This is a genomic window from Nonomuraea salmonea (assembly GCF_042428605.1).
Taxonomy (GTDB): Bacteria; Actinomycetota; Actinomycetes; order Streptosporangiales; family Streptosporangiaceae; genus Nonomuraea; species Nonomuraea salmonea.
Genome location: NZ_JBHMCF010000042.1, coordinates 40319 through 63733, shown reverse-complemented (window position 1 = coordinate 63733; position 23415 = coordinate 40319). Strand labels below are relative to the sequence as shown.

The following is a 23415-nucleotide window of genomic DNA, read 5'->3' as shown; positions in this document are numbered from 1 at the left end:
CCAGAGCAGAGGCGCAACCAACCCCGCGAACGGCCACCCAGCGCATCCGGCAGCGAACCAGAGCCCAACCCAAGAACGCCAAGGCGAACGGACGGGCCCGAGAACGGACCAACACGAGCCCAACCACATGTGGCACGGGACCGGAACGGGTCGGGAAGCTAGGGGCCACGGGGAACCACTGCCAGGCCGCCACCTTCTCGCTCCACCACCGCGAGGTCCCCCGACTGGTCCGTGCGGTGGATCGTGAGGCCGAGCCGTCGCAGCAGACCCAGCGTGGACGTCGCCGGGTGACCGTAGTCGTTACCGGCTCCGACGCTGATCAACGCGGCCCGCGCCCTCAGCGACGCCAGGAACTCAGGTGACTGCCTGTTGGAGCCATGGTGCGGCGTCTTGAGGATGTCGGCCCGTACGATCAGCCGCCGCGCCAGCTCGTCCTGGGCCTCGGTCTCCAGATCACCGCCGAGCAGCATCGACCCGGACCGCCACTGTACGTGTATCACCACGCTCGAGTTGTTGATCGCGCTGCCCTCACCCTGCCCGTGCAGCTCACCCGAGGCCGGGTCGGGCGCGAGGACGGTCAGCTCCGACGGCCCGAACCGCCATCGGGTGCCCGGCGGCACCGTCCACTCGGGTATGCCGCGTTGCCGCAGCATGCCGGTGATGCGTCCCCCGGACCGCGCACCCGTACGCTGCGGGCTGACGACGACAGCCCCGACGCGACGGTTCCTGAGGACGCCCGGCAGCCCGTCCACGTGGTCGGCGTGGGGATGCGTGAGAACGAGCAACGGCACGTCCGAGACCCCGAGCCTCCGCAGGCACCGGTCCATGACCACCGGATCCGGCCCCGTGTCCACGATCACGCCCCGGCCCGGACCGGCCGTGATGACCAGGCCGTCGCCCTGCCCCACGTCGCACATGACCATCACCCACCCCTTGGGCGGCCACGACCCGGCGATGGGCCGGAGCACCAGCACCGCCACCAGGGCCGCCCCGGCCACCGTCAGCACCACCGCACGCCAGGCCCGGCGTCTCATCACCGGAACCGCCACGGCCACCGCAAGCAGCAGCAACCCGAGCCCGGCGAGCCCGGCCGGCCAGGGCACGGTCGCGAACGGCACGGTCACCGCCCACCGGGACACCGTGATGATCCACCCGGCCGCGTACCCGGCGGGAATCACCAGCATCCGCGCCCCATCAAGCCAGACCGGCGCGACCAACGCGGCACCGAACCCGAGCAGAGTCGCGGGCGCCACCGCCGGCGCGACGAGCAGGTTGGCGACCACCGCTACGGGCGTCAGTTGCCCGGCCATCAACACCAGGACAGGCGTCACCGCGAGCTGCGCCGCCGCAGGCACCGCCACCGCCTCCGCCATCCACCGCGGCAACCGCACCACCCGCCTACGTCCACTCAGAAGCGACGCGTCAGGATCAGGTTGAGAGGCCGGGCCTGCCTCCCCCGCCCCAGAGGAACCCCTCCCGGAAGAAGCTGAGCCGACAACACAGGCCCCCTCCCCGCTCTCCGGAACGCGGGCAAGACCGGCGACGGCACTCCTTCCACGCATCACGTCAGGCGTAGGCCCGGGAGCAGGGACTCTTTCCCGGCCCCTCAAGGTAGAAGAAGCACCGCGAGCAGGGACGCCACCCCCGCCCGCCGAGACAGCGGTAGGGCCGGGGGTAGGAACGTCGGCTGCGTCGGTAGGCGAGGGGTCTTCCTCCGCGCTGTTCTTGCCCATCAGCTTGTCTCGCCAGCGTGGGGCGAGGAGAAGGATGCCGGCGGTGGCCGTTACGGAGAGGGCGAAGCCGTACGAGCGGGCGAGTTCGGGCACGAACAGCATCAGGAAGAGGACCGTCGCCGACAGGGCCGCGACGCCGTCCTTCGAGCGGCCCGTGCCCATCGCGATCGCGGCTGCCAGGCCCATGAGGAGGGCACGCAGGACGCTCGGCGAAGGCCGTGCGACCACGGTGAACGCCAGCATCGCGACGGCGGCGAAGCCCGCACGCAGAGGGAGGGAGAGGCCGACGAGCCGGGAGAGCGCGAGTGCCGCGCCTGCCACTATGGCGAGGTTGGCCCCCGACACTGCATTCAGATGGCTGAGGCCGGCTTCCCTGAAGTCGGCTGTCACCTGCGGGTCCATGCGGGAGACGTCGCCCACGACCAGGCCGGGCAGGAGGCCCCGCTGGTCGGGAGGCAGTACGTCGGCCGCTGATCTCAGGCCCGACCTGATGGCGCCCGCCGCCGTATGCGGGGTGGACGGGGGTGTCAGGAGGCGGGGCGCCTGGCGGACGAGCAGGATCGCCGCCACGGACGTGCCCGGTGTCGGCTTGGCCAGGCGGCCGGTGACCTCGACCTCCTGGGTGGGCAGCAAGGTACGCCATGCCGGGCCCGTCGCGAACACCGTGATGGGGACGTCCACTGCCTGCCGCGTTGTGGAGGTCTGGAGGACCTTGAGGGTCGCCGGGATCACGTAGCTCTCTAGCTGAAAGCGGCCGGTTCCGTTAGGTCTGCGTCTCGGGTCGTCGGTCAGGGCGATCTGGGCGGTGATGAAGGCGTTCTGTCCGGCCAGTTCGGCGGTCGGCCCGGTGGTGAGGGCGTGGACGCGGAGGGCCACGGACGCGGCCGTCGCCGCCGTGCCGATGAGGGTGGCGAGGATGATGTTCCGCCACCCTGGGCTGATCCGCCGGGCAGGCTCCGTACAGGTGCGGCCTTTCGGGGGTTGTCGGGTACGCCAGGCCATTACGGCGGCGACGGTCGCGACACCGGCGGCCGTGAAGAGGCCGACGAGCGCGGTGCAACCGAGCAAGGCCAGTGCGGTGGCCCAGGCAGCCAGGGCCGGAAGGGCCAGCGGCCATGCGGGCTCAGGCTTGGCAACGGAAGGCTCTTTCGGAACAGCTGGCCGCCGCTTCTGGCGACCAGGAACGGGGCCGGAGCCGCGGGCGGCGGCAGGAGCGCGTCTGGGGCCACGGGCAGCCGTGGATCTGCCGCCCAACCCAGTGCCGAACCCAGGAGCAGCGGCAGGGGCAGCGCCGGTGTCCCAGGCGTGGCCGGTAGTTGAGCTGGTGTCTGAGGCTGAACCAGGAGTCGGGTCGGTAGCAGGGCCGGGAGGTGAAGTGGGGTCGGGGGCGGGCATGTCAGACACGGACCTTGGGTTTGATTTCCTCGAACTTTCTCGGGCCGATGCCTGAGACGTCCCGGAGTTGGTCGATCGTGGTGAAGCCGCCACGGCTGGTACGGAACTCGACGATGCGGGCGGCGAGCACCTCTCCTACGCCTGGGAGTTGTTCCAGCTGGTCGGGGGTGGCGGAGTTGAGGTCGAGGACGGCGGTGGCGGGGTCGGTGATCGGGGAGCCCGGTGCTGTGCCTGGTGGGGCGCCCACGACTATCTGTTCGCCGTCGATCAGGCGTCTGGCGAGGTTGAGTTGTCCTGTGGATGCGCCCTTGGACACGCCGCCGGCCGCCGACACCGCGTCCGTCACCCTTGCACCTGCGGGGAGCAGGTAGACGCCCGGCTTGCGGATCTTGCCGGCGACATGGACGGTCACCTTGGCGGCGGTGGACGAAGGGGTGATCGAGGTCAGCGGGGTGATGGGGGCCGGCGGAGGCAGGGGTTGGGGCGTCGGTTGTGAGCGCCAGACGAGGAAGGCGGCCACCGCCGTGGCGAGCACCCCGATGGCGAGCAGGACGCGTAGACCTGGCTTCCCGGGGTCGAGAGTGGGGCTCTGCGCGGCCAGGAGCTTGCGTAGGGACTGGAGGGAGGCTGTCGCGGGGCTCGGGGTGGGAGCAGCCTTCGGGGCAGGGTGACCGGGCGCTGAGGGCCGAGGCGGTTGCGTGCCGGGATCAAGCGGTGCCGTGACGTCCGCTGAACGGCTGAGGTACGCGGGCGCGGCGAGGCTCGGTGAAGCGTCGAAGCGCTCGGGCATGGGCAAGCCCGCTGAAGGGGTGAGGTGCGCGGGCATCGGGAGGAGTGACGTCCCAAGGTCGGCTGGCGGGTCGAGGTGAGGTGGTGCTGCGAAGTCCGCCTCTGGGTCCGGAAGTGGGGCTTGGTGGACATTCGGTGGCGAGGCAGGGTGGGGTGGCGCTGCGGGGTCGTGAGGTGTGTCGGGATGTGGCGGTGATGGCAAAGCCGGTGATGAGTTGCCCTCCTGGCCTCCAGGAGCGCGGTGCGGGACGTAGGGCGGCGGTGAGGCGAAGGGGAGGTCGGGGAGCCGGGCAAGTGCGGCGTTCTGGGGTTCGTCGGTGGGTGGGGTGAGGCTGGTGGTTTTCGGGGGCCTGAGGGCGGTGGTGGATCCTGGGGTGTCTTGGTAGGGCGGTTTGTAGGCGGGACCGATGCCGGTGGCCCAGGTCGGCCTGGTGAGGCGGCGGCGGGCGCGGCGGGCAGGCGCGGTGATCGACCGTAGCCGGGACTCGGCTATGGCGCGTTCTGCCGTCGGATCGGGGGTTCGCACGGCAGTGAAGGTACGGCGAGGCGGCGGGCGGGGAAGGGCCGAGCGGCGTTCTGGGGATACTGGCCGGAACCTTTGCCGAGGGTGTGGACAAGCAGCGGCCCTTGTCGCTCATGTCCCCTTGGCGGAGGACGTACTGTCGCTACGTGTCGCAGGGCGTGACGGTTACGCCGAGCATCCCCGGGCCGACGTGTACGCCGATCACCGCGCCCACCTCCACCACCCGCAGCTCCCCCAGCCCTGGCACTCGCTTCGAGAGGCGTTCGGCGAGGCCCTCGGCTCGTTCCCGGGCTCCCAGATGCTGCACCGCCACGTCCACGGGGCCGGTTCCGGCCGCCTCCACGGCCAGGTCCTCCAGGCGGGCGATGGCGCGGGAGGCCGTACGGACCTTCTCCAGGAGGGAGATGCGGCCCTCCGTGATGTGCAGCAGCGGTTTGATCATGAGGGCGGAGCCGACGAGGGAGGCGGCCGTGCCGATGCGGCCGCTGCGGCGGAGGTATTCGAGGTTGTCCACGTAGAAGAACGATCGGGTGGCGCAGATGCAGCGGTTGGCGGCCGAGACCACCTCTTCCATGGGGGCACCGTCCGTGGCGGCTCGGGCGGCGGCCAGTACGGGGTAGCCCAGGCCCATGGCGATCGAGCGGCTGTCGATCACGGCCACCGGTACGGCGGCTTCCCTGGCGGCGGCGCGGGCGGACTCGATCGTGCCGGACATCTCGCCGGAAAGGTGGATGGATACGATCGCCGATGCTCCGCCTGCGGCGAGGTCGGAGTAGCAGGAGGCGAAGCTGGCCGGTGAGGGGCGGGAGGTGGTGGCCGAGGTGAAGTCGCCGGTGAAGGAGCCCTCGTCGAAGGCTCCTGAGGAGTCAGGCTGGGCGGCCGGTGCCCTAGAAGGGGACTTCGGCGGACCATCGGGAGCGGCGGCCGATGCCCCGGCAGCGCCCCTCGGGTTCACCTGTACGGGAACCACGGACACCCCGGGGACGGAACCCAGATAAGCGGTCGAATCGGTGACAACAGCGACCAAGGGCGGCATACACCGAGATTAACTACTGAACGGGCGTTCCACCCCGCCACACCCGGCGCGGCTTGAGGCCGAAGGACCAGGCGAAGGCGCCCTCGTGGTCGGCGTCCCACTGGACGATGTCGGCCAGCCGGCCAGGAGCCAGCACGCCGCGGTCGGGAGCGCCCAGGACGGTGGCGCCGCCGAGGGTGGCCGCGCGCAGGGCGTCGTTGACGCTCATCCCGAACGCCGACACCGCCATCGCGATCACCAGGGACATCGAGGTGATGCCGCAGTAGCCGGGGTTGTGGTCGCTGCCCAGAGCGATCTGCACGCCGTTCTTGATCATCTGGCGGACCGGCGGCAGGTGGCCGCGCTGCAGTGCCGTGGCCGGGCAGACGACGGCGGGGACGCCGTAGCGCGACATGATCGCGATGTCCTCGTCGGACATGTGGTGCAGGCCGTCGGCGGAGGCGCAGCCGAGCTCGGCGGCGAGCTGGACGGCGCCGCGGCGGCTGTAGATGCCGGCGTGGATGCGGGGCAGCAGCCCGACGTTACGGCCGGAGGCGAGCACCCAGCGGGACTCCTCGGTCGTGAAGTAGCCCTCGTCGCAGTAGACGTCGACGCTGTCGGCGCCGGCCGCCGCCGCGTCGGCGCACCACGCGCCCACGGCCTCGACGTATTCGCGCTGCCTGCCGAAGTATTCGGGCGGCACCACGTGCGCCGCCAGGAACGTGACGTGCACCCGCGGCATCATCGGCTCCTTCTCCAGCTCGCGCAGGAGCCGCACGTCGGCCAGCTCGCCGTCGCGGGTGAGGTGGTAGCCGGTCTTGGCCTCGACCGTGGTGGTGCCGCTGAGCAGCCAGTCGCGCAGGCGCTCGCGTACGCCGTTGCACAAGGTCCACGGGTCGGTGCCGCGCGTCACGGTGACGGTGGAGCCCACGCCGCCGCCGGCCGCGGTGATCGAGGCGGACGTGGAGCCGCCCGTACGGATCGCCAGCTCGGCGTAGCGGTTGCCGGCGTAGACGGGATGCGTGTGGGCGTCGATGAGCCCGGGCGTGACGAGAGCGCCGCCCAGGTTTTCGACGTGATCGACGTCGACGATGTCATCGACGACGCCCGGCACGCTCTGCGGCAGGTCCGGGGCACGGCCGACCCACGCGATGCGGTCGTTGTGCACCAGGATGGCGGCGTTGCTGAGAACCTCGTTGCCGGTCCAGAGACGGCCGATGTTGGTCAGCAGTCGAACGGTCACCGCATCACCACCCCGCACGACCCCTCGTACGGGTGCAGAGCACAGCGCACGGCCGGCGCCGCGCCCACTGAGTCCGCTCCGGGTCCGGACGACATGGGGGGTCTCCTGCTCTCATCCGCATCGAGTAGTGCGGTGACCGTATCGCCGGACGCATGATCCAGCGATTTCAGTTCAGTTACGTTATTTCACATGTCGGGCCGCTGTACAGGGTTATTCGGAAGAAAGACCATTCATCCCAACCGTCACGCAGCCCTGCGTCGTCCCCACGGCCCCCGCTGACGACGTGAACACTCGCAGTCATCATCCGAAACCTAGAACCCGAACCCAAAAACCAGACCAACGTTAGGTCTGGCTAATCCTAGCAACCCCAGGGGGGTGGGGACCACTGCCGCTTTTGGGGAGGTCTGCACGCTTTGTGGAGAGTGTCGCCCAACCATGGGGATGGGTACGGCCCCGCGCGTTTTAGCAGCGTATGCATATCGCAGGACCGGTCTATCACGAGACCGTTATACGGCATGTGCACGCAGCGCCACCACCACGCCGCCACACCCACCGGCCCCACCCCACGCCATGACCCGGCCGCCGCACGGCAAGGGAGGAGGCTCGGGCCCGCGAAGGGACCACCGACGGCGGAGCTCCGAGCCCCCGAGACGCCCCGAAGTCACCCCTCAGGAGCCGGGGCCCGCCATAGAGCCTCCAGGGTCACGACAGAGCGCTGCAAGGTGGCCTCAGGGCACGCGGGGAGCCGGAGAGGAAGTGCCTCGCCTGCGAGGCGGCGCCCCCTGACAGGGACGTGGCCGCAAGGGCCGGCCACGAGGCCGATAAACGGGGCCGCAACGGCACGAGGCCCAGGGCCGCAAGCGAAGGTGGGGCGCAAGGGCGGCCCACCCGGCGCCTCCCACACGCGCAGGGCCATAAGGGGGCGGGACTGCAAGGGAGTGGGGCCGCGAGGACTGGGGCCGCACGGGGTGGGACCGCACGGGGTGGGACCGCACGGGGTGGGACCGCACGGAGTGGTGGGTTGAACGGGGTGGGGGTGGGTGGCGTGGGAGCGGATGTAGGCGAGCGCCACGTTCATGGACGCCTCCAGAGGCTGGACGTTGCGCATCGTCCGTGACAGCAGGGTGCCGCCCTGGAGGGCGGCGAGCAGGGAGTACAGCCGGTCTCCTGCCGGCGTTCGATGGCGACGTCGGCCCAGGCGCGCAGGGCTTCGAAGCTGTCGAGGGCGGCGATCCTGGGCACGCCCGGCTGCAGGACCTGGAGGGCTCCGGGCCACCTGACGAGCACCCGGCAGCGGACGCCGAGCGCTGATGGCACACTGACCGGCCGGGAGCGCCGCAAACAGAAGTACGTGAGCGCCTCTCACAGGGAGAAGCGCCCACCCAGGAAAGAGCGTGAGCGCCTTTCACGCGGAAAGACGCTCACAAAGGTCCTCGCACGCGGAGAGACGCGGAAGTTCTCTCACGTGGAGAGACGCCCACGAAGGCCCTCCCCACGTCGAGAGGCGCCCACGAAGGCGTCAGATGGCGTGCTCCACCGGCTTGCCCACCCGCTCCAGCTCCTGCGACAAGCTGGGCAGGACCCGGGCGTGCAGGATGGTGCCGTCCTCGACGTGGTCCACCGAGAGGACCTCGCCCTCCTTGTGGGCCCGCGAGATCAGGTCACCCCTGTCGTAGGGCACCAGCAGGTGGACCTCGTGGTCGAGGCGCGGCAGCCGCTCCTCGATGAGCTCCATCAGCTCGGGGATGCCTGCCCCGGTGCGCGCCGAGACGACGATGCTGTCGCGCTCGCGGCGGGCGATGCGGTCGAGCACCTCCTGGTCGGCCGCGTCGGCCTTGTTGATCACCACGACCTCGGGCACGTCGGAGGCGCCCTCGATGTCGGCGAACACCTCGCGGACGGCCGCGAGCTGCCCCTCGGGGTCGGGGTGCGAGCCGTCGACCACGTGGAGGATCAGGTCGGCGTCGGCGACCTCCTCCAGGGTGGAGCGGAACGCCTCGACGAGCTGGTGGGGCAGGTGGCGCACGAAGCCGACGGTGTCGGCGATCGTGAACAGCCGGCCTTCGGACGTGCGGGCCCTGCGCACGGTCGGGTCGAGGGTGGCGAACAGCGCGTCCTCGACCAGCACGCCCGCGCCGGTGACACGGTTGAGCAGCGAGGACTTGCCGGCGTTGGTGTAACCGGCGATGGCCACGGCGGGCACCTCGCGACGCTGGCGCCGGTGGCGCATGGTGTCGCGCGAGGTGGACATGCCGCTGATCTGGCGGCGGAGCTTGGACATGCGCTCGCGGATGCGGCGCCGGTCGAGCTCGATCTTCGTCTCACCGGGGCCGCGGCCGCCGATGCCGACGCCGCCGGCGGCGCGGCCGCCGACCTGGCGCGACAGGTTGCCGCCCCAGCCGCGCAGGCGGGGCAGCAGGTAGGACAGCTGGGCCAGCTCGACCTGGGCCTTGCCCTCGCGGCTCTTGGCGTGCTGGGCGAAGATGTCGAGGATGAGCGCCGTGCGGTCGATCACCTTGACCTTGACCGTCTCCTCCAGCTGGCGGAGCTGACCGGGGGTCAGCTCGCCGTCGCAGATCACGGTGTCGGCGCCGGTCGATTCGACGACGTCGCGCAGCTCCAGGGCCTTGCCTGAGCCGATGTAGGTGGCCGGGTCCGGCTTCTGACGCCGCTGGATGAGCCCGTCGAGCACCTGCGACCCGGCGGTCTCGGCCAGGAGCTTGAGCTCCAGGAGAGAGTTCTCGGCGTCTTCCGCCGTGCCGTTGGTCCAGACGCCGACGAGGACGACCCGCTCGAGCCGCAGCTGCCGGTATTCGACTTCGGTGACGTCTTGAAGTTCGGTGGACAGGCCCGCCACGCGGCGCAGAGCCTGACGGTCCTCAAGGTCAAGGTCGCCGGTCTCGATCGGGTCGAGCGCGGGAAATTCGTGCATACGTGTCATCTCTATGAGGGAACGTCTGGACACCTCGATGTCTTCCCACGATGGTGGCACGACACCCTCGGCGCGAGCACCTGGTTATCAGGGTGATCCCACAGACTGTCAAGAGGGCGAGACGGTGATGTCGCCGGAGCCCGCGGTGACGGAGATCTTGTTCGAGGCGCCCTTGTCCTGCTTGACGTCGAGGGCGAGGTCGCCGGAGCCGACTTCGCTGTCCACCGCGTACGCCTGGTCGGGGACGTGCAGCCGGATGTCGCCCGAGCCGGTCTTGAGCCGGACGTCCTCGGGTGCGGCGGCGTACTTGAGCTCGATGTTGCCCGAACCCAGCTCGCCGTTGAGTTTCTTGCCGGCCAGCCCGGCCGCGTCCACGTCACCGGAGCCGACGTTCAGGTCGATCTCGCCGGTGCTGTCCCTGAGGGTGAGGTTGCCGGAGCCCGCCTCCAGGTTCAGCCGCACGCCCTTGGGCACCTCGATCTTGTAGTCGACGCTGCAGCTCCCCCACTCCGACGGGCAGCCATAGGTGACGAACAACTCCTGGCCGTCCACCTTGTGCTCCGGCTGCGGCTTGTCGTCGCCACGCCAGTGAAGGGTCTCGACGACGCGGATGCCGCTGCCGCCTGTCTCGGTGACGACGGCGTCACCCGACCTGGAGACCAGTCTCAGCGTGGCGACCTTGTCGGTCACCTCGTACGACACGGTGTCCTCGTTGTTGGGACCGGCGAGGCTCTCCAGTCCGCAACCGGCCAGCAGCAAGGTCGAGGCCAGCAGGCCGCCGGCGATCGCAATCGTCTTCATGGAGAGGATCCTCCCCGCGTGGGCAGGGGTTCCGCATCGGGGATGACCCCTGGTTGCTCCCGGGGACACCCCGACCTTTGACCCGCTGTACGCGTAAGAGTAGGTTCACTTCCACAATCCAGAATTCACTTTCCACCATATGGAAAAGGAGGAGGCCCATGGAGATCACCGGCCCGATGCTCGACCGGTTCGACGAGATCCTCACGCCCGAGGCGCTCGCGTTCGTGGCGACTCTCCAGCGGGAGTTCGGCGCGCGGCGGCTGGAGCTGCTGGAGGCCCGCCAGGCCAGGCAGGCGGAGCTGTCGGCGGGCGGCACGCTCGACTTCCTGCCGGAGACCAAGGAGATCAGGGAGGGCGAGTGGCGGGTCGCGCCGCCGGCGCCCGGCCTGGAGGACCGCCGCGTCGAGATCACCGGGCCGGTCGACAAGAAGATGACCATCAACGCGCTCAACTCGGGCGCGAAGGTGTGGCTGGCCGACTTCGAGGACGCCAACTCCCCGCTGTGGGAGAACTGCGTGGCCGGTCACCTCAACCTGCGTGACGCGCTCGACCGCACGATCGACTTCGAGACCGGCGGCAAGACGTACGCGCTCAGGCCCGACGACGAGCTGGCCACGGTGGTCGTGCGCCCGCGCGGCTGGCACCTCGACGAGAAGCACGCCCTGGTCGACGGGAAGCCGGTGTCGGGATCGCTGGTCGACTTCGGGCTCTACTTCTTCCACTGCGCGCAGCGGCAGATCGACAAGGGCAAGGGCCCCTACTTCTACCTGCCGAAGATCGAGTCGCACCTGGAGGCGCGGCTCTGGAACGACGTGTTCGTCAGGGCGCAGGAGCTGCTCGGCATCCCGCAGGGCACGATCAGGGCGACGGTGCTCATCGAGACGTACCCGGCGGCGTTCGAGATGGAGGAGATCCTCTACGAGCTGCGCGAGCACTCGGCGGGGCTCAACGCGGGGCGCTGGGACTACCTGTTCAGCGTGATCAAGAAGTTCCGCACGCGGGGGCGGGAGTTCCTGCTGCCGGAGCGGAACGCGGTGACGATGACGGCGCCGTTCATGCGCGCGTACACCGAGCTGCTGGTGCGCACCTGCCACAAGCGGGGCGCGCATGCGATCGGCGGGATGGCGGCGTTCATCCCCTCGCGGCGCGACCCCGAGGTCAACGCGGTGGCGCTGGAGAAGGTGCGGGCCGACAAGACGCGCGAGTCCAACGACGGCTTCGACGGCTCGTGGGTGGCGCACCCCGACCTGGTGCCGATCTGCCGCGAGGTGTTCGACGGGGTGCTCGGCTCGCGGCCCAACCAGCTCGACCGGCTGCGCGAGGACGTCAGCGTCTCGGCGGCCGAGCTGCTCGCGGTGTCGGACACGCCGGGCGAGATCACCGAGGCGGGCCTGCGCAACAACGTGGACGTCGGCCTGCGCTACCTCGCCGCCTGGATGGGCGGGCAGGGCGCGGCGGCCATCCACAACCTCATGGAGGACGCCGCCACCGCCGAGATCTCGCGCTCGCAGATCTGGCAGTGGATCCACAACGACATCACGCTGGCCGACTCGGGCGAGCAGGTGACGAAGGAGCTCGTGGAGCGGATCATCGGGGAGGAGCTGGCCAAGATCTCCGGGGAGCCGGGCTACGACGAGGGGCTGTTCCGGCAGGCGACGGAGCTGTTCAAGCAGGTGGCGCTGGACGACGACTTCGCGGAGTTCCTGACCCTTCCGGCCTATGCTCAAATGCCATAAAGAAGCGTACAAAGGGGGATCGGTGATGGAGATGCTGATCGCGGCGCTGCGCTCGCTGCTGCCTCACGACGCGGTGATCACCGATCCCGTACGCCTGCGCACGTACGAGTGCGACGGCCTGACCTACCACCGCGCCACCCCCGGCGTGGTGGTGCTGCCGGAGACCGCCGAGCAGGTCGCCGCCGTGGTGCGCCTGTGCAACGAGCACGCCGTGCCCTTCGTGGCCCGCGGCTCGGGCACCGGCCTGTCGGGCGGCGCGCTCCCCCGCGAGGACGGCGTGCTCATCGTCACCTCGAAGATGCGGGCGATCCTGGAGATCGACCTGCCCAACCGCAGGGCCGTGGTGGAGCCGGGCGTGACGAACCTGGCCATCACCGAGGCCGTGCGCGCCCAGGGCTACTACTACGCCCCCGACCCCTCCAGCCAGCAGGTCTGCTCGATCGGCGGCAACGTGGCGGAGAACTCGGGCGGCGCCCACTGCCTCAAGTACGGCTTCACGGTCAACCACGTCGAGGCGTGCGAGATCGTCACCCCCGACGGCGACCTGGTGACGCTCGACCGCATGGACCCCGGCTACGACCTGCTGGGCGCGTTCATCGGCTCGGAGGGCACGCTGGGCATCGCCACCAAGATCACCGTACGGCTGAGCCGCGCGCCGGAGGCGGTGACCACGGTGCTGGCCGCGTTCGAGAGCATCGAGCAGGGCGGCAGGGCGGTGTCGGCGATCATCGGCGCGGGCATCGTGCCCGCCGCGATCGAGATGATGGACGCGCTCGCCATCGAGGCGGCCGAGGCCGCGGTGGCCTGCTCCTATCCCGAGGGCGCGGGCGCGGTGCTCATCGTCGAGCTGGACGGCCCGGCCGCCGAGGTCGAGCGGCAGTTCGCGCGGCTGCGGGAAATCTGCTCCGAGGCGTTCGAGCTGCGGGTCGCGGCCGACCCGGCGGAGCGCGCGGCGATCTGGAAGGGCCGCAAGTCGGCGTTCGCCGCCGTGGGGCGGATCAGCCCGGCGTACATCGTGCAGGACGGCGTGGTGCCGCGCACGTCGCTGCCGGCCGTGCTGGCGGCCATCGACCGGCTGTCGGAGGAGCACGACATCAGGGTGGCCAACGTCTTCCACGCCGGCGACGGCAACCTGCATCCGCTGGTGCTGTTCGACGACGGCGACCCCGGCGCGGGCGAGCGGGCCGAGGTGGTGTCGGGGGCGATCCTCGACCTGTGCATCGAGCACGGCGGCTCGATCACCGGCGAGCACGGGGTGGGGGTGGACAAGTCGCGGTACATGCCGAAGATGTTCAGCGCCGACGACCTCGACACCATGCAGCTGGTCCGCTGCGCGTTCGACCCCGAGGGGCTGGCGAACCCGGGCAAGGTGTTCCCCACCCCGCGCCTGTGCGGCGAGGTGCCGGGCAAGCGCAAGGGCGTGCACCCGCTGGTCGAGTCGGGGAAGGCGGAGCAGTTTTGAGCGACACGATCGGCGGCGTCACGACCCGGCAAGCCGGGCCGGGCGACGCGGTGGCCGGGGTGCGGCCCCGCTGGGTGGTGCTGCCGGAGAGCGTCGAGGAGATCGCGGCCACGCTGCGGGCCTGCGCGGAGCGGGACCTCGCGGTGGTGCCCGCCGGCGGCGGCACGAAGCTGCACTGGGCGCCGCCGCCCGAGCGCTGCGACGTGCTGCTCGACCTGTGCTGCATGAACGAGGTGCTGGAGCACGCGGCAGGCGACCTGGTGGTGCGCGCGCAGGCCGGGGTGACGATGGGCGCGCTGGCCGGCGTGCTCGCGAGCGAGGGTCAGGAGCTGGCGCTCGACGTGCCGTTCGCCGAGGACGCCACGGTCGGCGGCACGCTCGCCACCGGAGGGCCGGCGGGCCCGCGCGCGTTCCGCTACGGCACCGCCCGTGACCTGCTCATCGGCATCACGGTCGTGCTGTCCGACGGCACGATCGCCCGCTCGGGCGGCAAGGTCGTCAAGAACGTCGCGGGCTACGACCTGGGCAAGCTGTTCACCGGCTCGTACGGCACGCTCGGCGTCATCGCCGAGGCCACGTTCCGCCTCCACCCGCTGCCGCCCGGCCGCCGCTGGGTGGTCGCCCGCCTGGACGATCCCGCGAAGGCGGCCGGCCTCGCCGCCTCGCAGGCCGAGCCGAGCGCGGTCGAGATCGACAGGCCCGCCCCTGACGCGCCGATCACGCTCGCCGCGCTGGTCGAGGGCACGGCGGCGGCCGGCAGGGCGGCGGCGCTGCGCGATGTGATCGGCGCGGGCGAGGTCACCGAGGAGCCGCCGCCGTGGTGGGGGCGCATCCTCGCCGACGAGGTGGTGATCGAGCTGCGGTTCCCGCCGGCGGCGACGGCGGCCGTGCTGGACGCGGCCGGCCCTACCGGCATGGCGCTGCGCGGCTCGCCGGTGCGCGGGCGGCTGCTGCTGGAGTCGGCGCGGGCGATGGAGGAGGGCGAGCTGGCCGCCGCCGTGGCCCGGCTGCGGGCCGAGGTCGAAGCGGCCGGCGGGCGGGTGCGGGTGCTGGCGGCGCCGTACGCGAAGGTCGACAGGTGGGGGCAGGTGGGTTCGCTGCCGTTGATGCGGCGGGTCAAGGAACGGTTCGATCCCGGTCGCAGGATGTCCCCGGGCCGGTACGTGGGAGGCGTGTGACGTGGACCCGGAGCTGATCAACGACTGCGTGCACTGCGGGTTCTGCCTGCCGACGTGCCCGACGTACGCGCTGTGGGGCGAGGAGATGGACTCGCCGCGCGGCCGCATCCACCTGATGAAGCAGCACGTCGAGGGCACCCCCGTCACGCCCGAGATGGCCGGGCACTTCGACGCCTGCCTGGGCTGCATGGCCTGCGTGACGGCGTGCCCGTCTGGAGTGCGCTACGACCGGCTGATCGAGCAGACCAGGGTGGAGGTGGAGCGGGAGCATGTCCGCGAGCCGCAGGAGCGCGCCGTGCGCGGCATCGTCTTCAACCTGTTCCCCTATCCGCGCAGGCTGCGCATGCTGCGCCCGACGATGGGGCTGGCCAGGCGGATGGCGCCGTTCCTCGAGCGGGCGAACCCGAGCCTGGGCGCCATGGCGGGGCTGGCGCCCCGCGTCGAGCGGCGGCAGCGCCTGGCGCGCCTGGTGAGGGCCAGGGGCGAGCGCCGCGCCACTGTGGGGATGCTCACCGGGTGCGTCCAGCGGGAGTTCTTCCCGCAGGTCAACGCGGCCACCGCGCGGGTGCTCGCGCTGGAGGGCTGCGACGTGGTGGTGCCGCCGGAGCAGGGCTGCTGCGGGGCGCTCAGCGTGCACTCGGGGCTCGACCGGCAGGCGGGGCGGCTGGCGCGCAGGACGGTGGAGGTGTTCGAGCGGGCCGGCGTGGACACGGTCGTGGTCAACGCGGCGGGCTGCGGCTCCACCATGAAGGAGTACGCCGAGCTGCTCGGCCGCGAGCCGGGCTTCCGGGTCATGGACCTGTCGGAATATCTGGCCGAGCTGGGCCCGGTGGCCAAGCGGCACCCGCTGCCGCTCACGGTGGCCTACCACGACGCCTGCCACCTGGCCCACGCCCAGGGCGTGCGGGCGCAGCCGCGCGAGCTGTTGGCCGGCATTCCCGACCTGGAGGTGCGCGAGATCCCCGAGTCGGCGATCTGCTGCGGCTCGGCGGGCACGTACAACCTGCTGCAGCCGCAGGCCGCGCGCGACCTCGGCGACAGGAAGGCGGCCTCGGTCCGCACGACGGGGGCCGAGCTGCTGGTGTCGGCCAACCCGGGGTGCACGATGCAGATCGCCGCGGCGATGAAGCGGGCGGGCGCCGACATCAGGGTCGCCCACACCGCGGAAGTGCTCGACGCCTCCCTGCGCGGGGTCACGCTGTGAGCGTCCAGTCCGTGGAGCGGGCGCTCGACGTGCTGGAGGCGCTGGCCGAGCACGGGGGCGAGGCGGGGCTGTCGGAGATCGCGGCGCGCACGGGCCTGCCGTACGGCACGATCCACCGGCTGCTGCAGACGCTGCTGTCGCGGGGCTACGTCCGGCAGGAGTCCGACCGCCGGTACGCGCTCGGCGGCGGGCTGGTCCGGCTGGGCGGCATCGCGGAGAGCATGGTCGGGGTGTGGGCGCAGCCGTACCTGACGAAGATGGTCGAGCTGTCCGGCGAGACCGCGAACCTGGCCGTGCTGGAAGGCGACTTCGTCGTCTACGTCGCGCAGGTGCCCTCCCCGCGCAGGCTCCGGATGTTCGCCGAGGTGGGCAGGCGGGTGCTGCCGCACAGCACGGCGGTGGGCAAGGTGCTGCTGGCCGGGCGGCCGGCGGCGGAGGCGCTGGCGGTGTTCGAGCGCACCGGCATGCCGCGCCGCACGCCCAACACGATCACCGAGCTGCCCGCGATGCAGGCCGAGCTGGAGGTCGTCAGCAGCCGGGGCTACGCGCTCGACCTGGGCGAGGAGGAGCTGGGCGTGCACTGTCTCGCGGTGCCGGTGCGGGACGGGAGCCGGGTGGTCGCGGCCATGTCCGTCTCGGGCCCGGCCGAGCGGATCGACGCCCTCGACCGCGACGAGCTGGCCGCCGGCATGCGGGAGATCGCATCGCAGTTCGGTGACGAGCTGGGACCGATCGCCGACTGAACGATATTCTGTTGCGCTATGAGCAACAGCACGTCGGTCCAGTCGGTCGATCGTGCCATCGCGATCTTGGAGATCCTCGCCCGCGACGGCGCCAGCCGGGTCACGGACCTGGCGACCGAGCTGGACGTACACAAATCCACCGCCTTCCGCCTGCTATCGGCCCTCGAACAGGGCGGGCTCGTCGAACAGAGCGGCGATCGCGGGCGCTACCGGCTCGGGTTCGGCGTCGTACGGCTGGCCGGCGCGGCCACCGCCCGCCTCGACCTGTCGGGCGAGAGCCGCCCCGTCTGCCTGCGCCTGGCCGAGGAGATCGGCGAGACCGTCAGCGTGGCGGTGCCGCGCAACGGCGACGCGGTCAACATCACGCAGGTGCGCGGCCCCGCCGCCATCAGCGGCCACAACTGGGTCGGCCAGCGCACCCCCTCCCACGCGACCTCCAGCGGCAAGGTGCTGCTCGCCTTCGGCGCGCTGCGGCCGCCCGCCGAGCTGGAACGCTACACGCCCAACACCATCACCTCGGCCGACGAGCTGGGACTGGAGGAGATCAAGGAGCGCGGCTGGGCCACCGCCGTCGAAGAGCTGGAGGTGGGGCTCAACGCCGTCGCCGCGCCGATCAGGGGCTCCGACGAGTCGGTGGTGGCGGCCGTCAGCGCGTCGGGCCCGTCGTACCGGCTGACGCAGGAACGGCTGCCCGAGGTGGGGGCGACCCTGGTGGCGGGCGCGAACGAGATCAGCCAGCGCATCGGCTATTACGGTTGAGACATGTGTAGAAGCATCAAGACCCTCCGCCCGCCGTACACCGAGAGCGTGACAGAGGAGGACGTGCGGGCGGCCGCGCTGCAGTACGTCAGGAAGATCTCCGGCTTCCGCGCACCCGCGGCGCACAACGCGGAGGCGTTCGACCGCGCGGTCGAGGCGATCACCAGGGCGTCGGAGGAGCTGCTCGGCGCGCTGCAGGTCCGCGGGAGCCGTTGACAGGTCCTGCGCACGGGATCAGTGTCCCGGTATGACCCCTTAGCGATCCCAGGAGCTCCCATGATCAGCGGGTTGTACGAGGGACAGGACGGCGACTCGCGGCTGGCGCTCCGCGTCGACGTCGACGGGCCGCGGCCGACCGGGCGGGTGAGCGGTGACCTGTTCACCGTGGCGGGCGCGACCATCTCCTACGCGGGCTCGTTCGTGGTGCACGCCCCCGACGTGCGCGACGGGCTCATCCACGGGCGCGGCGACTTCACCTTCGACGTGCCCGACCGTGACGTGCGGGTCGAGCTCGCCGACGGGGCGGGCAGCGCGGTGGTGGCGGGGCGGGCGTACCCGGTGGTGTTCGCCTCCCCCTACTTCCGCAGCGTGCTGCTCGAACAGGACTCCGTGGTCGGGTCCGTGCCGTTCGCGTCGTACCGGACCGGCACGCTGCCGGGGCCGGCCGCTTCGCCCGACAGGGAGCTGACGGTGGCGGCGGCGTACGCGGAGGCCGGCGTCGAGCTGCGGGTGGCCGGGCCCGAGGTGATCCCGGTCGAGGGGTCGGGCGCCGACCTGGCGTGGGACGACGCCGAGCTGCACCACGCGATGACCCGGCACTTCGGCGCGTTCGGCGACGCGCCCGCCTGGCGGGTGTGGCTGCTGGTCGCCGGCAAGCACGTCGGCGGTTACCGGGGCATCATGTTCGACTACGACGACGCCCACCAGCGGCAGGGCTCCGCGGTCTTCTACGACGCGATCAAGGGGGACACGCCGGAGTCGCGGCGGGCGCAGCTGCGCACGTACGTGCACGAGCTCGGCCACGCCTTCAACCTGCTGCACTCCTGGGAGAAGAACCTCGCCGGCCCGCCCCAGCCGCTCGGCCCCGAAGGCGGCTTCGGCGACCTGTCGTGGATGAACTACGCGTGGAACTACCGTCCCGGCGGCGAGCCGGCGTACTGGGCGGCCTTCCCGTTCCAGTTCACCGACGCCGAACTGGTGCACCTGCGGCACGGCTTCTACCGCGACGTCGCCATGGGCGCGAACGCCTTCGGCCGGGGCGCCGCCGAGATCGACCCCTTCGAACGGCCGGTCGAGGACCACTCCGGGTTACGGCTGGAGCTGCGCGCCAAGGAGTCGTTCGAGCTGGGCGAGCCCGTCGTGGTCGAGCTGAAGCTGTCGTGCGCGGGCGAGCCGGTGACCACGCACGGCCACCTGCACCCCGACACCGAGTTCACCCAGGTCTCGATCACCCGGCCGGACGGCTCGACCGTGCTGTACCGGCCGATGATGCGGCACTGCGTGGACGGCTCGACGGACGTCAGGCTCGATGCGGGCAACCCGGCGATGTACCGCAGCGCGTACGTCGGGCACGGCCGCGACGGGCATTACTTCCAGCAGCCAGGCGAGTACCAGGTGCGGGCCCGGTACATCGCCGCCGACGGCTCCCGCATCGTCTCCCCCGCCTGCCCGGTCAGGGTGCGCCTCCCGGTGAGCCGCGCCGACCACGAGGTGGCCGAGCTGATGCTGGGCGAGCAGCAGGGCAAGCTGTTCTCGCTGCTCGGCTCCGACGCGCCCGAGCTGCGCGCCGGCAACCTGGCGCTGGACGAGCTCATCAACCGGCACGGCGGCCATCCGCTGGCCGTCTACGCCCGGCTGGTCAAGGGGCTCAACGCCGAGCGCGAGTTCAAGGAGCTGACGCCGGGCGGGCTGCGGGTCCGGCCGCCCGACCCCAAGCAGGGCATCGAGCACCTCGGCCAGGTCGTCCGCGCGGGCGGCATCGACAACATCACGCTCAACCTGGCGATGCGCCGCCTGGCCAGGGCCGAGGCGCGGCAGGGCGACCTCGTCAGGGCGAACGCCGTCATGGACGCGATGGTCGCCATGTTCCAGGCGAAGGGCGTCAACCCCATCGTCATGGGACAGATCCGCCGCCAGGCCGAGCTGACGAAGTCGGCGCTGAGCGCCGAGGCGCCCTGACACCGGCGGTCAAGCCGCCCGCAAGGTGATCTCCCTACCGTGGCCGTGTTCCCCGGCTTCTGACATGGGAGGACCGAGTGATTTCACCTCAGCGGCGTGCCACCCTCAACGTGCTGCTGCCGTGGCTCTTCGCAAGACAGGTGTTCAAACCCGAGGTCGGCACGGGGAAGAAGGACCGGCTGCTGGACCGGCTCGCGTTCTGGCGGTCGGCGACCGGCCTGGTGATGATCGTGATCGCGACGTCGAACTACCAGCACATCATGTTCGTCTCGGGCAGCCTCGGGCTGAAGGTCGTGCAGAGCGGCGTGGTCGCGCTGCTCCTGCCGCCGCTGGCGTTCGTCGTCCTGCTGCTCGTGACCCGGCCCGGCCTGCGCGGCACGCTCATGCCGGGCGCGCGGCGGCTGCTCGCCCGCGCGGGGCTCGCGGTGGCGGTCGTCGTGCTGCCGTTCGTCACCTGGTCCTTGCTGGTGGCGGCCGGCGACGGCACCGTCGCGATCTCGCTCCCGGACGCCGGGGTGGGGACGTTGTTCCTCATCCTGCTGTCCCCGCTGCTCTTCCTCTGGTTCTGGTGTTTCTGGGGCTGCACGCTCTACTGGGCGGCGCGCACCGGGCTGTGGAGCGCCGAGCTGCACCCGCTGCTCGCGCCGGTCGGCACGACGGCCGTCATGCTGCTGGTCACCGGTCTGGAGCTGAGCGAGGGCGACCCGAAGGGCGTGCCGTTCTGGCTGTGGCTGACGCTCAACCTGTGCGGGGTCGCCTCGTCCCTGACGCTGGCCGTGCTGGAGTACCGGCACCTGCGCACGTCCGGTCACCGCTGGCGCGAGGGGCCTGGTCAGTGCTCGCGTACGACGGGGGCGCCGCCCGAGCAGACGATGGTCAGCTCGACCTCCTCGCCCTCGTCCGGCTCGAACTCCACCTTCGCCTCACCCGCAGGCCCCGGCTCGACGCCGTCCACCTTGTAGTCCTGGGCCGGGCTCCACGAGCGCAGCGTGACCAGGCCGCCGTCGCAGGAGGCGATCACCGTGCCGCCCGCGCTGCGGATCAGCCGGCTCTGCCCGGTCTGCGTCGCCGCGGGGGCCGGAGTGGCGGCGCCGCGGGTGGTGGCCGTGGCCAGTTCCGCGCGCACCTCCTCGGGGCCGAGCACGTGGCTGTCGGAGCCGGTCAGTCCGTTGCCGAGCAGGCCGAGCACCGCCACGGCCGCGCCGGTGGCGGCGATCGCGGTGGCGGCCCAGGCCGCGACGAGTCTCTTCATCCTGCTCAGGTTCTCCCCTGTCCGGCTAACGCCAGGTTAAGGCGACGCTAAGGCTGCTCAAGGCAGGGCAGGAAAGCGTCTACGTTCTTCGTATGGCAGACATCCTGCTCATCGAGGACGACGTGGCGATCCGTACGGCGCTGAGCCGGGGGCTGCGGGAGCTCGGCCATGCCGTCTCCTCCTCCCCTACCGCCATGGACGGGCTGCGGCTGGCCGTCCAGGACCGGCCCGACCTGATCGTGCTCGACCTCGGGCTGCCCGACCTCGACGGCGTGGAGCTGCTGCGCATGCTGCGGGCGGTCAGCCGGGTGCCGGTCATCGTGGCCACCGCCCGCGACGGCGACGCCGAGATGGTGCCCGTGCTCGACGCGGGCGCCGACGACTACGTGGTCAAGCCGTACAGCGCGGCGCAGCTCGACGCCCGGGTGCGGGCCGTGCTGCGGCGCGCGGGCGGCTCCGCCCCCGAACCGCTGGCGGTGGGCGCGCTGCGGGTCGATCCGCGAGCCCGTACGGCGACGCTCGACGGCACGCCGCTCGACCTGACGCCGCGCGAGTTCGACGTGCTGCACTACCTCGCGGCCCGGCCCGGCGAGGTGGTCACCAAGCGGGAGCTGCTGACCGAGGTGTGGCAGCTGCCGTACGGGGGCGCCGACAAGACCGTGGACGTGCACCTGTCGTGGCTGCGCAGGAAGCTGGGCGAGACCGCGGCCGAGCCGCGCTTCCTGCACACCGTGCGCGGCGTCGGCGTCAAGCTGGTCGAGCCGTCGTGAGGCGCTGGCTGGCGCTGCTCGTCGCGGCCACCACCTCGCTCGTGCTCATCGCGCTGCTGGTGCCGATGGCGCTGCTGATCCGCGCCGTGGCCGAGAACGGCGCGATGAGCAGGGCCACCGCCGCCGCCGAGTCGGTCGCCGTCGCGGTCGGCGCGCCCGACCTGCCGCTGACGGTCGAGCAGGTGTCGCGTCCCGTGACCGTGTTCCTGCCCGACGGCACCACCGTCGGCTCGCCGGCCCGCCGCTCCGACGCGGTCCGCCTGGCCGCGACCGGCCGCAGCGTCACCGCCGCCGCGCCAGGCGGCAGGGAGGTGCTGGTCTCGGCGCAGTCGCCCGGCGGGACCGCGGTGATCAGGGTGTTCGTGCCCGATGACGAGCTGGGGCGCGGCGTGCGGGAGGCGTGGCTGGCGCTGCTGCTGATCGGGCTCGGTCTGGTGGTGCTCGGCATCGTGCTGGCCGACCGGCTGGCGCTGGCCGTCACCCGGCCCGTGGACGGCCTGGCCGGGGTCTCCCACCGGCTCGCCGGCGGCGACCTGACGGCGCGGGCCGAGCCGGGCGGGCCGCCCGAGGTGCGCTCGGTCGCGCTCGCGCTCAACCACCTCGCAGGACGCATCGACGAGCTGCTGGCCGCCGAGCGGGAGTCCGTCGCCGACCTGTCGCACCGGCTCCGCACGCCCCTGACCGGCCTGCGGCTGGACGCCGAGTCGCTGCGCGACCCGGAGGAGGCGGCCCGCGTCCAGGCCCGCGTGGACGCGCTGGAGCGCGCGGTGAGCGCCGTCATCACCGAGGCCCGCCGCCGCACCGCCGGCCGCGAGTCGTGCGACGCGGCGGCCGTGGTGGGCGAGCGGGTGCGCTTCTGGTCGGTGCTGGCCGAGGACCAGGGACGCGAGGTCACGGTCACGTTGCCGGACGGCCCGCTGCCGGTGGCGGTGGGCGCCGAGGAGTTGGCCGCGTGCGTGGACGCCCTGCTCGGCAACGTCTTCGCCCACACCCCTGAGGGCGTCGCGATGTCCGTACGCCTGCGCCCGCACCCGCCCGGCGCCCTGCTCACCGTCGAGGACACGGGCCCCGGCTTCGAACCGGCCCTCCTTGAGCGCGGCACCAGCGGCGCCGGCTCGACCGGCCTGGGCCTCGACATCGCCCGCCGCACCGCGGAGTCGACGGGCGGCGGCCTGACCGTCGCCACCGGAGATCGCGGCGGCGCCCGCGTCGAGCTGCTCCTCGGCGCCCCCTGAAGTGTCTTCTCGCCGCCTTAACCACCGTTTAGCGCGCGGTTACCGGGGGTCGCGGTTTGGTAGGGGCATGCGAATCACAAAGAAGCTTCTCGTGGCCGGTGCCGGTGTCGTCTCCCTGATCGCGTGCGGTGGCGCGGCGTACGCCACCGCCGCGACCGCGGCCGAGGCCGCCGCACCCGCCGCACCCAAGGTCACCGCCGAGCAGGCCATCGAGATCGCGCACCAGCAGGTGCCGGGCGCCTGGGTCAGCGAGCTCGACTTCGACCGCAACGGCACCGCCGCCGACGTCTGGGAGCTGGAGCTGGTCAAGGGCTCCCAGCGGCACGAGGTGAAGGTGGACGCCGCCTCGGGCAAGGTCACCAAGTCCCAGGTGGACGACAACGACGACCAGGACGACCAGGACGACAACGACGACGACTGATCCTCCGCACCTTCCTGTGGCGCCGGCTCACCCCCACGGTGGGCCG

18 protein-coding genes are annotated in these 23415 nt (G+C 71.7%); 12 read left to right on the top strand and 6 right to left on the bottom strand.

Annotated elements, in window-relative coordinates:
• Positions 1 to 158: 158 nt before the first annotated feature.
• The 6 genes from ACFFR3_RS38395 to ACFFR3_RS38370 all read right to left on the bottom strand — a co-directional run bounded on the left by ACFFR3_RS38395 (position 159) and on the right by ACFFR3_RS38370 (position 10431).
• Positions 159 to 2801, bottom strand: coding sequence for a ComEC/Rec2 family competence protein (locus ACFFR3_RS38395; RefSeq protein ID WP_379484731.1), 2643 nt, complete (start codon positions 2799 to 2801; stop codon positions 159 to 161).
• Positions 2802 to 3129: 328 nt separating this feature from the next.
• Positions 3130 to 3663 carry a ComEA family DNA-binding protein gene (locus ACFFR3_RS38390; RefSeq protein WP_379484730.1) on the bottom strand — a complete coding sequence of 178 codons (534 nt, stop codon included), beginning with the start codon at positions 3661 to 3663 and terminating at the stop codon, positions 3130 to 3132.
• A 919-nt stretch (positions 3664 to 4582) separates the two neighbouring features.
• Positions 4583 to 5416 (bottom strand): DegV family protein, encoded by an 834-nt coding sequence (locus tag ACFFR3_RS38385; RefSeq protein WP_364377765.1) that lies wholly within the window; start codon positions 5414 to 5416, stop codon positions 4583 to 4585.
• A gap of 73 nt (positions 5417 to 5489) precedes the next feature.
• Positions 5490 to 6698: an imidazolonepropionase gene (hutI, locus tag ACFFR3_RS38380; RefSeq protein ID WP_345399018.1), complete on the bottom strand. Its 1209-nt coding sequence runs from the start codon at positions 6696 to 6698 to the stop codon at positions 5490 to 5492.
• 1519 nt (positions 6699 to 8217) lie between these two features.
• Positions 8218 to 9630, bottom strand: a complete 1413-nt coding sequence (gene hflX, locus ACFFR3_RS38375) for a GTPase HflX (RefSeq protein ID WP_379484729.1) — start codon at positions 9628 to 9630, stop codon at positions 8218 to 8220.
• Between the two features lie 108 nt (positions 9631 to 9738).
• Positions 9739 to 10431, bottom strand: coding sequence for a DUF4097 family beta strand repeat-containing protein (locus ACFFR3_RS38370; RefSeq protein WP_379484728.1), 693 nt, complete (start codon positions 10429 to 10431; stop codon positions 9739 to 9741).
• Positions 10432 to 10589: 158 nt separating this feature from the next.
• Between ACFFR3_RS38370 and aceB the strand changes: the two genes are divergently transcribed.
• The 12 genes from aceB to ACFFR3_RS38310 all read left to right on the top strand — a co-directional run bounded on the left by aceB (position 10590) and on the right by ACFFR3_RS38310 (position 23369).
• Positions 10590 to 12167 carry a malate synthase A gene (gene aceB, locus ACFFR3_RS38365; RefSeq protein ID WP_379484727.1) on the top strand — a complete coding sequence of 526 codons (1578 nt, stop codon included), beginning with the start codon at positions 10590 to 10592 and terminating at the stop codon, positions 12165 to 12167.
• A 25-nt stretch (positions 12168 to 12192) separates the two neighbouring features.
• The gene (locus tag ACFFR3_RS38360) at positions 12193 to 13629 is read left to right on the top strand and encodes an FAD-linked oxidase C-terminal domain-containing protein (protein WP_379484726.1); all 1437 of its coding nucleotides are present in this window, start codon (positions 12193 to 12195) and stop codon (positions 13627 to 13629) included.
• Entirely contained in the window at positions 13626 to 14807 is a 1182-nt protein-coding gene (locus ACFFR3_RS38355) for an FAD-binding oxidoreductase (protein ID WP_379484725.1), read from the top strand. Before ACFFR3_RS38360 ends, ACFFR3_RS38355 begins: the two co-directional genes overlap by 4 nt.
• 1 nt (position 14808) lies before the next feature.
• Complete coding sequence (locus tag ACFFR3_RS38350) at positions 14809 to 16011, top strand: (Fe-S)-binding protein (RefSeq protein ID WP_345399006.1); 1203 nt, start codon at positions 14809 to 14811, stop codon at positions 16009 to 16011.
• Complete coding sequence (locus ACFFR3_RS38345) at positions 16008 to 16754, top strand: IclR family transcriptional regulator (RefSeq protein WP_364377782.1); 747 nt, start codon at positions 16008 to 16010, stop codon at positions 16752 to 16754. Before ACFFR3_RS38350 ends, ACFFR3_RS38345 begins: the two co-directional genes overlap by 4 nt.
• Positions 16755 to 16772: 18 nt before the next feature.
• Complete coding sequence (locus ACFFR3_RS38340) at positions 16773 to 17513, top strand: IclR family transcriptional regulator (protein ID WP_364377784.1); 741 nt, start codon at positions 16773 to 16775, stop codon at positions 17511 to 17513.
• Between the two features lie 3 nt (positions 17514 to 17516).
• On the top strand, positions 17517 to 17729 hold the full coding sequence (locus ACFFR3_RS38335) for a DUF2277 domain-containing protein (RefSeq protein WP_345398997.1): 213 nt from the start codon (positions 17517 to 17519) through the stop codon (positions 17727 to 17729).
• Between the two features lie 60 nt (positions 17730 to 17789).
• Entirely contained in the window at positions 17790 to 19691 is a 1902-nt protein-coding gene (locus ACFFR3_RS38330) for a hypothetical protein (protein WP_379484724.1), read from the top strand.
• A gap of 77 nt (positions 19692 to 19768) precedes the next feature.
• Positions 19769 to 20653: a hypothetical protein gene (locus ACFFR3_RS38325; RefSeq protein ID WP_379484723.1), complete on the top strand. Its 885-nt coding sequence runs from the start codon at positions 19769 to 19771 to the stop codon at positions 20651 to 20653.
• A 382-nt stretch (positions 20654 to 21035) separates the two neighbouring features.
• Positions 21036 to 21713, top strand: coding sequence for a response regulator transcription factor (locus ACFFR3_RS38320; RefSeq protein WP_345398985.1), 678 nt, complete (start codon positions 21036 to 21038; stop codon positions 21711 to 21713).
• Positions 21710 to 22948 (top strand): sensor histidine kinase, encoded by a 1239-nt coding sequence (locus ACFFR3_RS38315; RefSeq protein WP_345398982.1) that lies wholly within the window; start codon positions 21710 to 21712, stop codon positions 22946 to 22948. Before ACFFR3_RS38320 ends, ACFFR3_RS38315 begins: the two co-directional genes overlap by 4 nt.
• A 67-nt stretch (positions 22949 to 23015) precedes the next feature.
• Positions 23016 to 23369 (top strand): PepSY domain-containing protein, encoded by a 354-nt coding sequence (locus ACFFR3_RS38310; RefSeq protein WP_379484722.1) that lies wholly within the window; start codon positions 23016 to 23018, stop codon positions 23367 to 23369.
• Positions 23370 to 23415 lie beyond the last annotated feature (46 nt).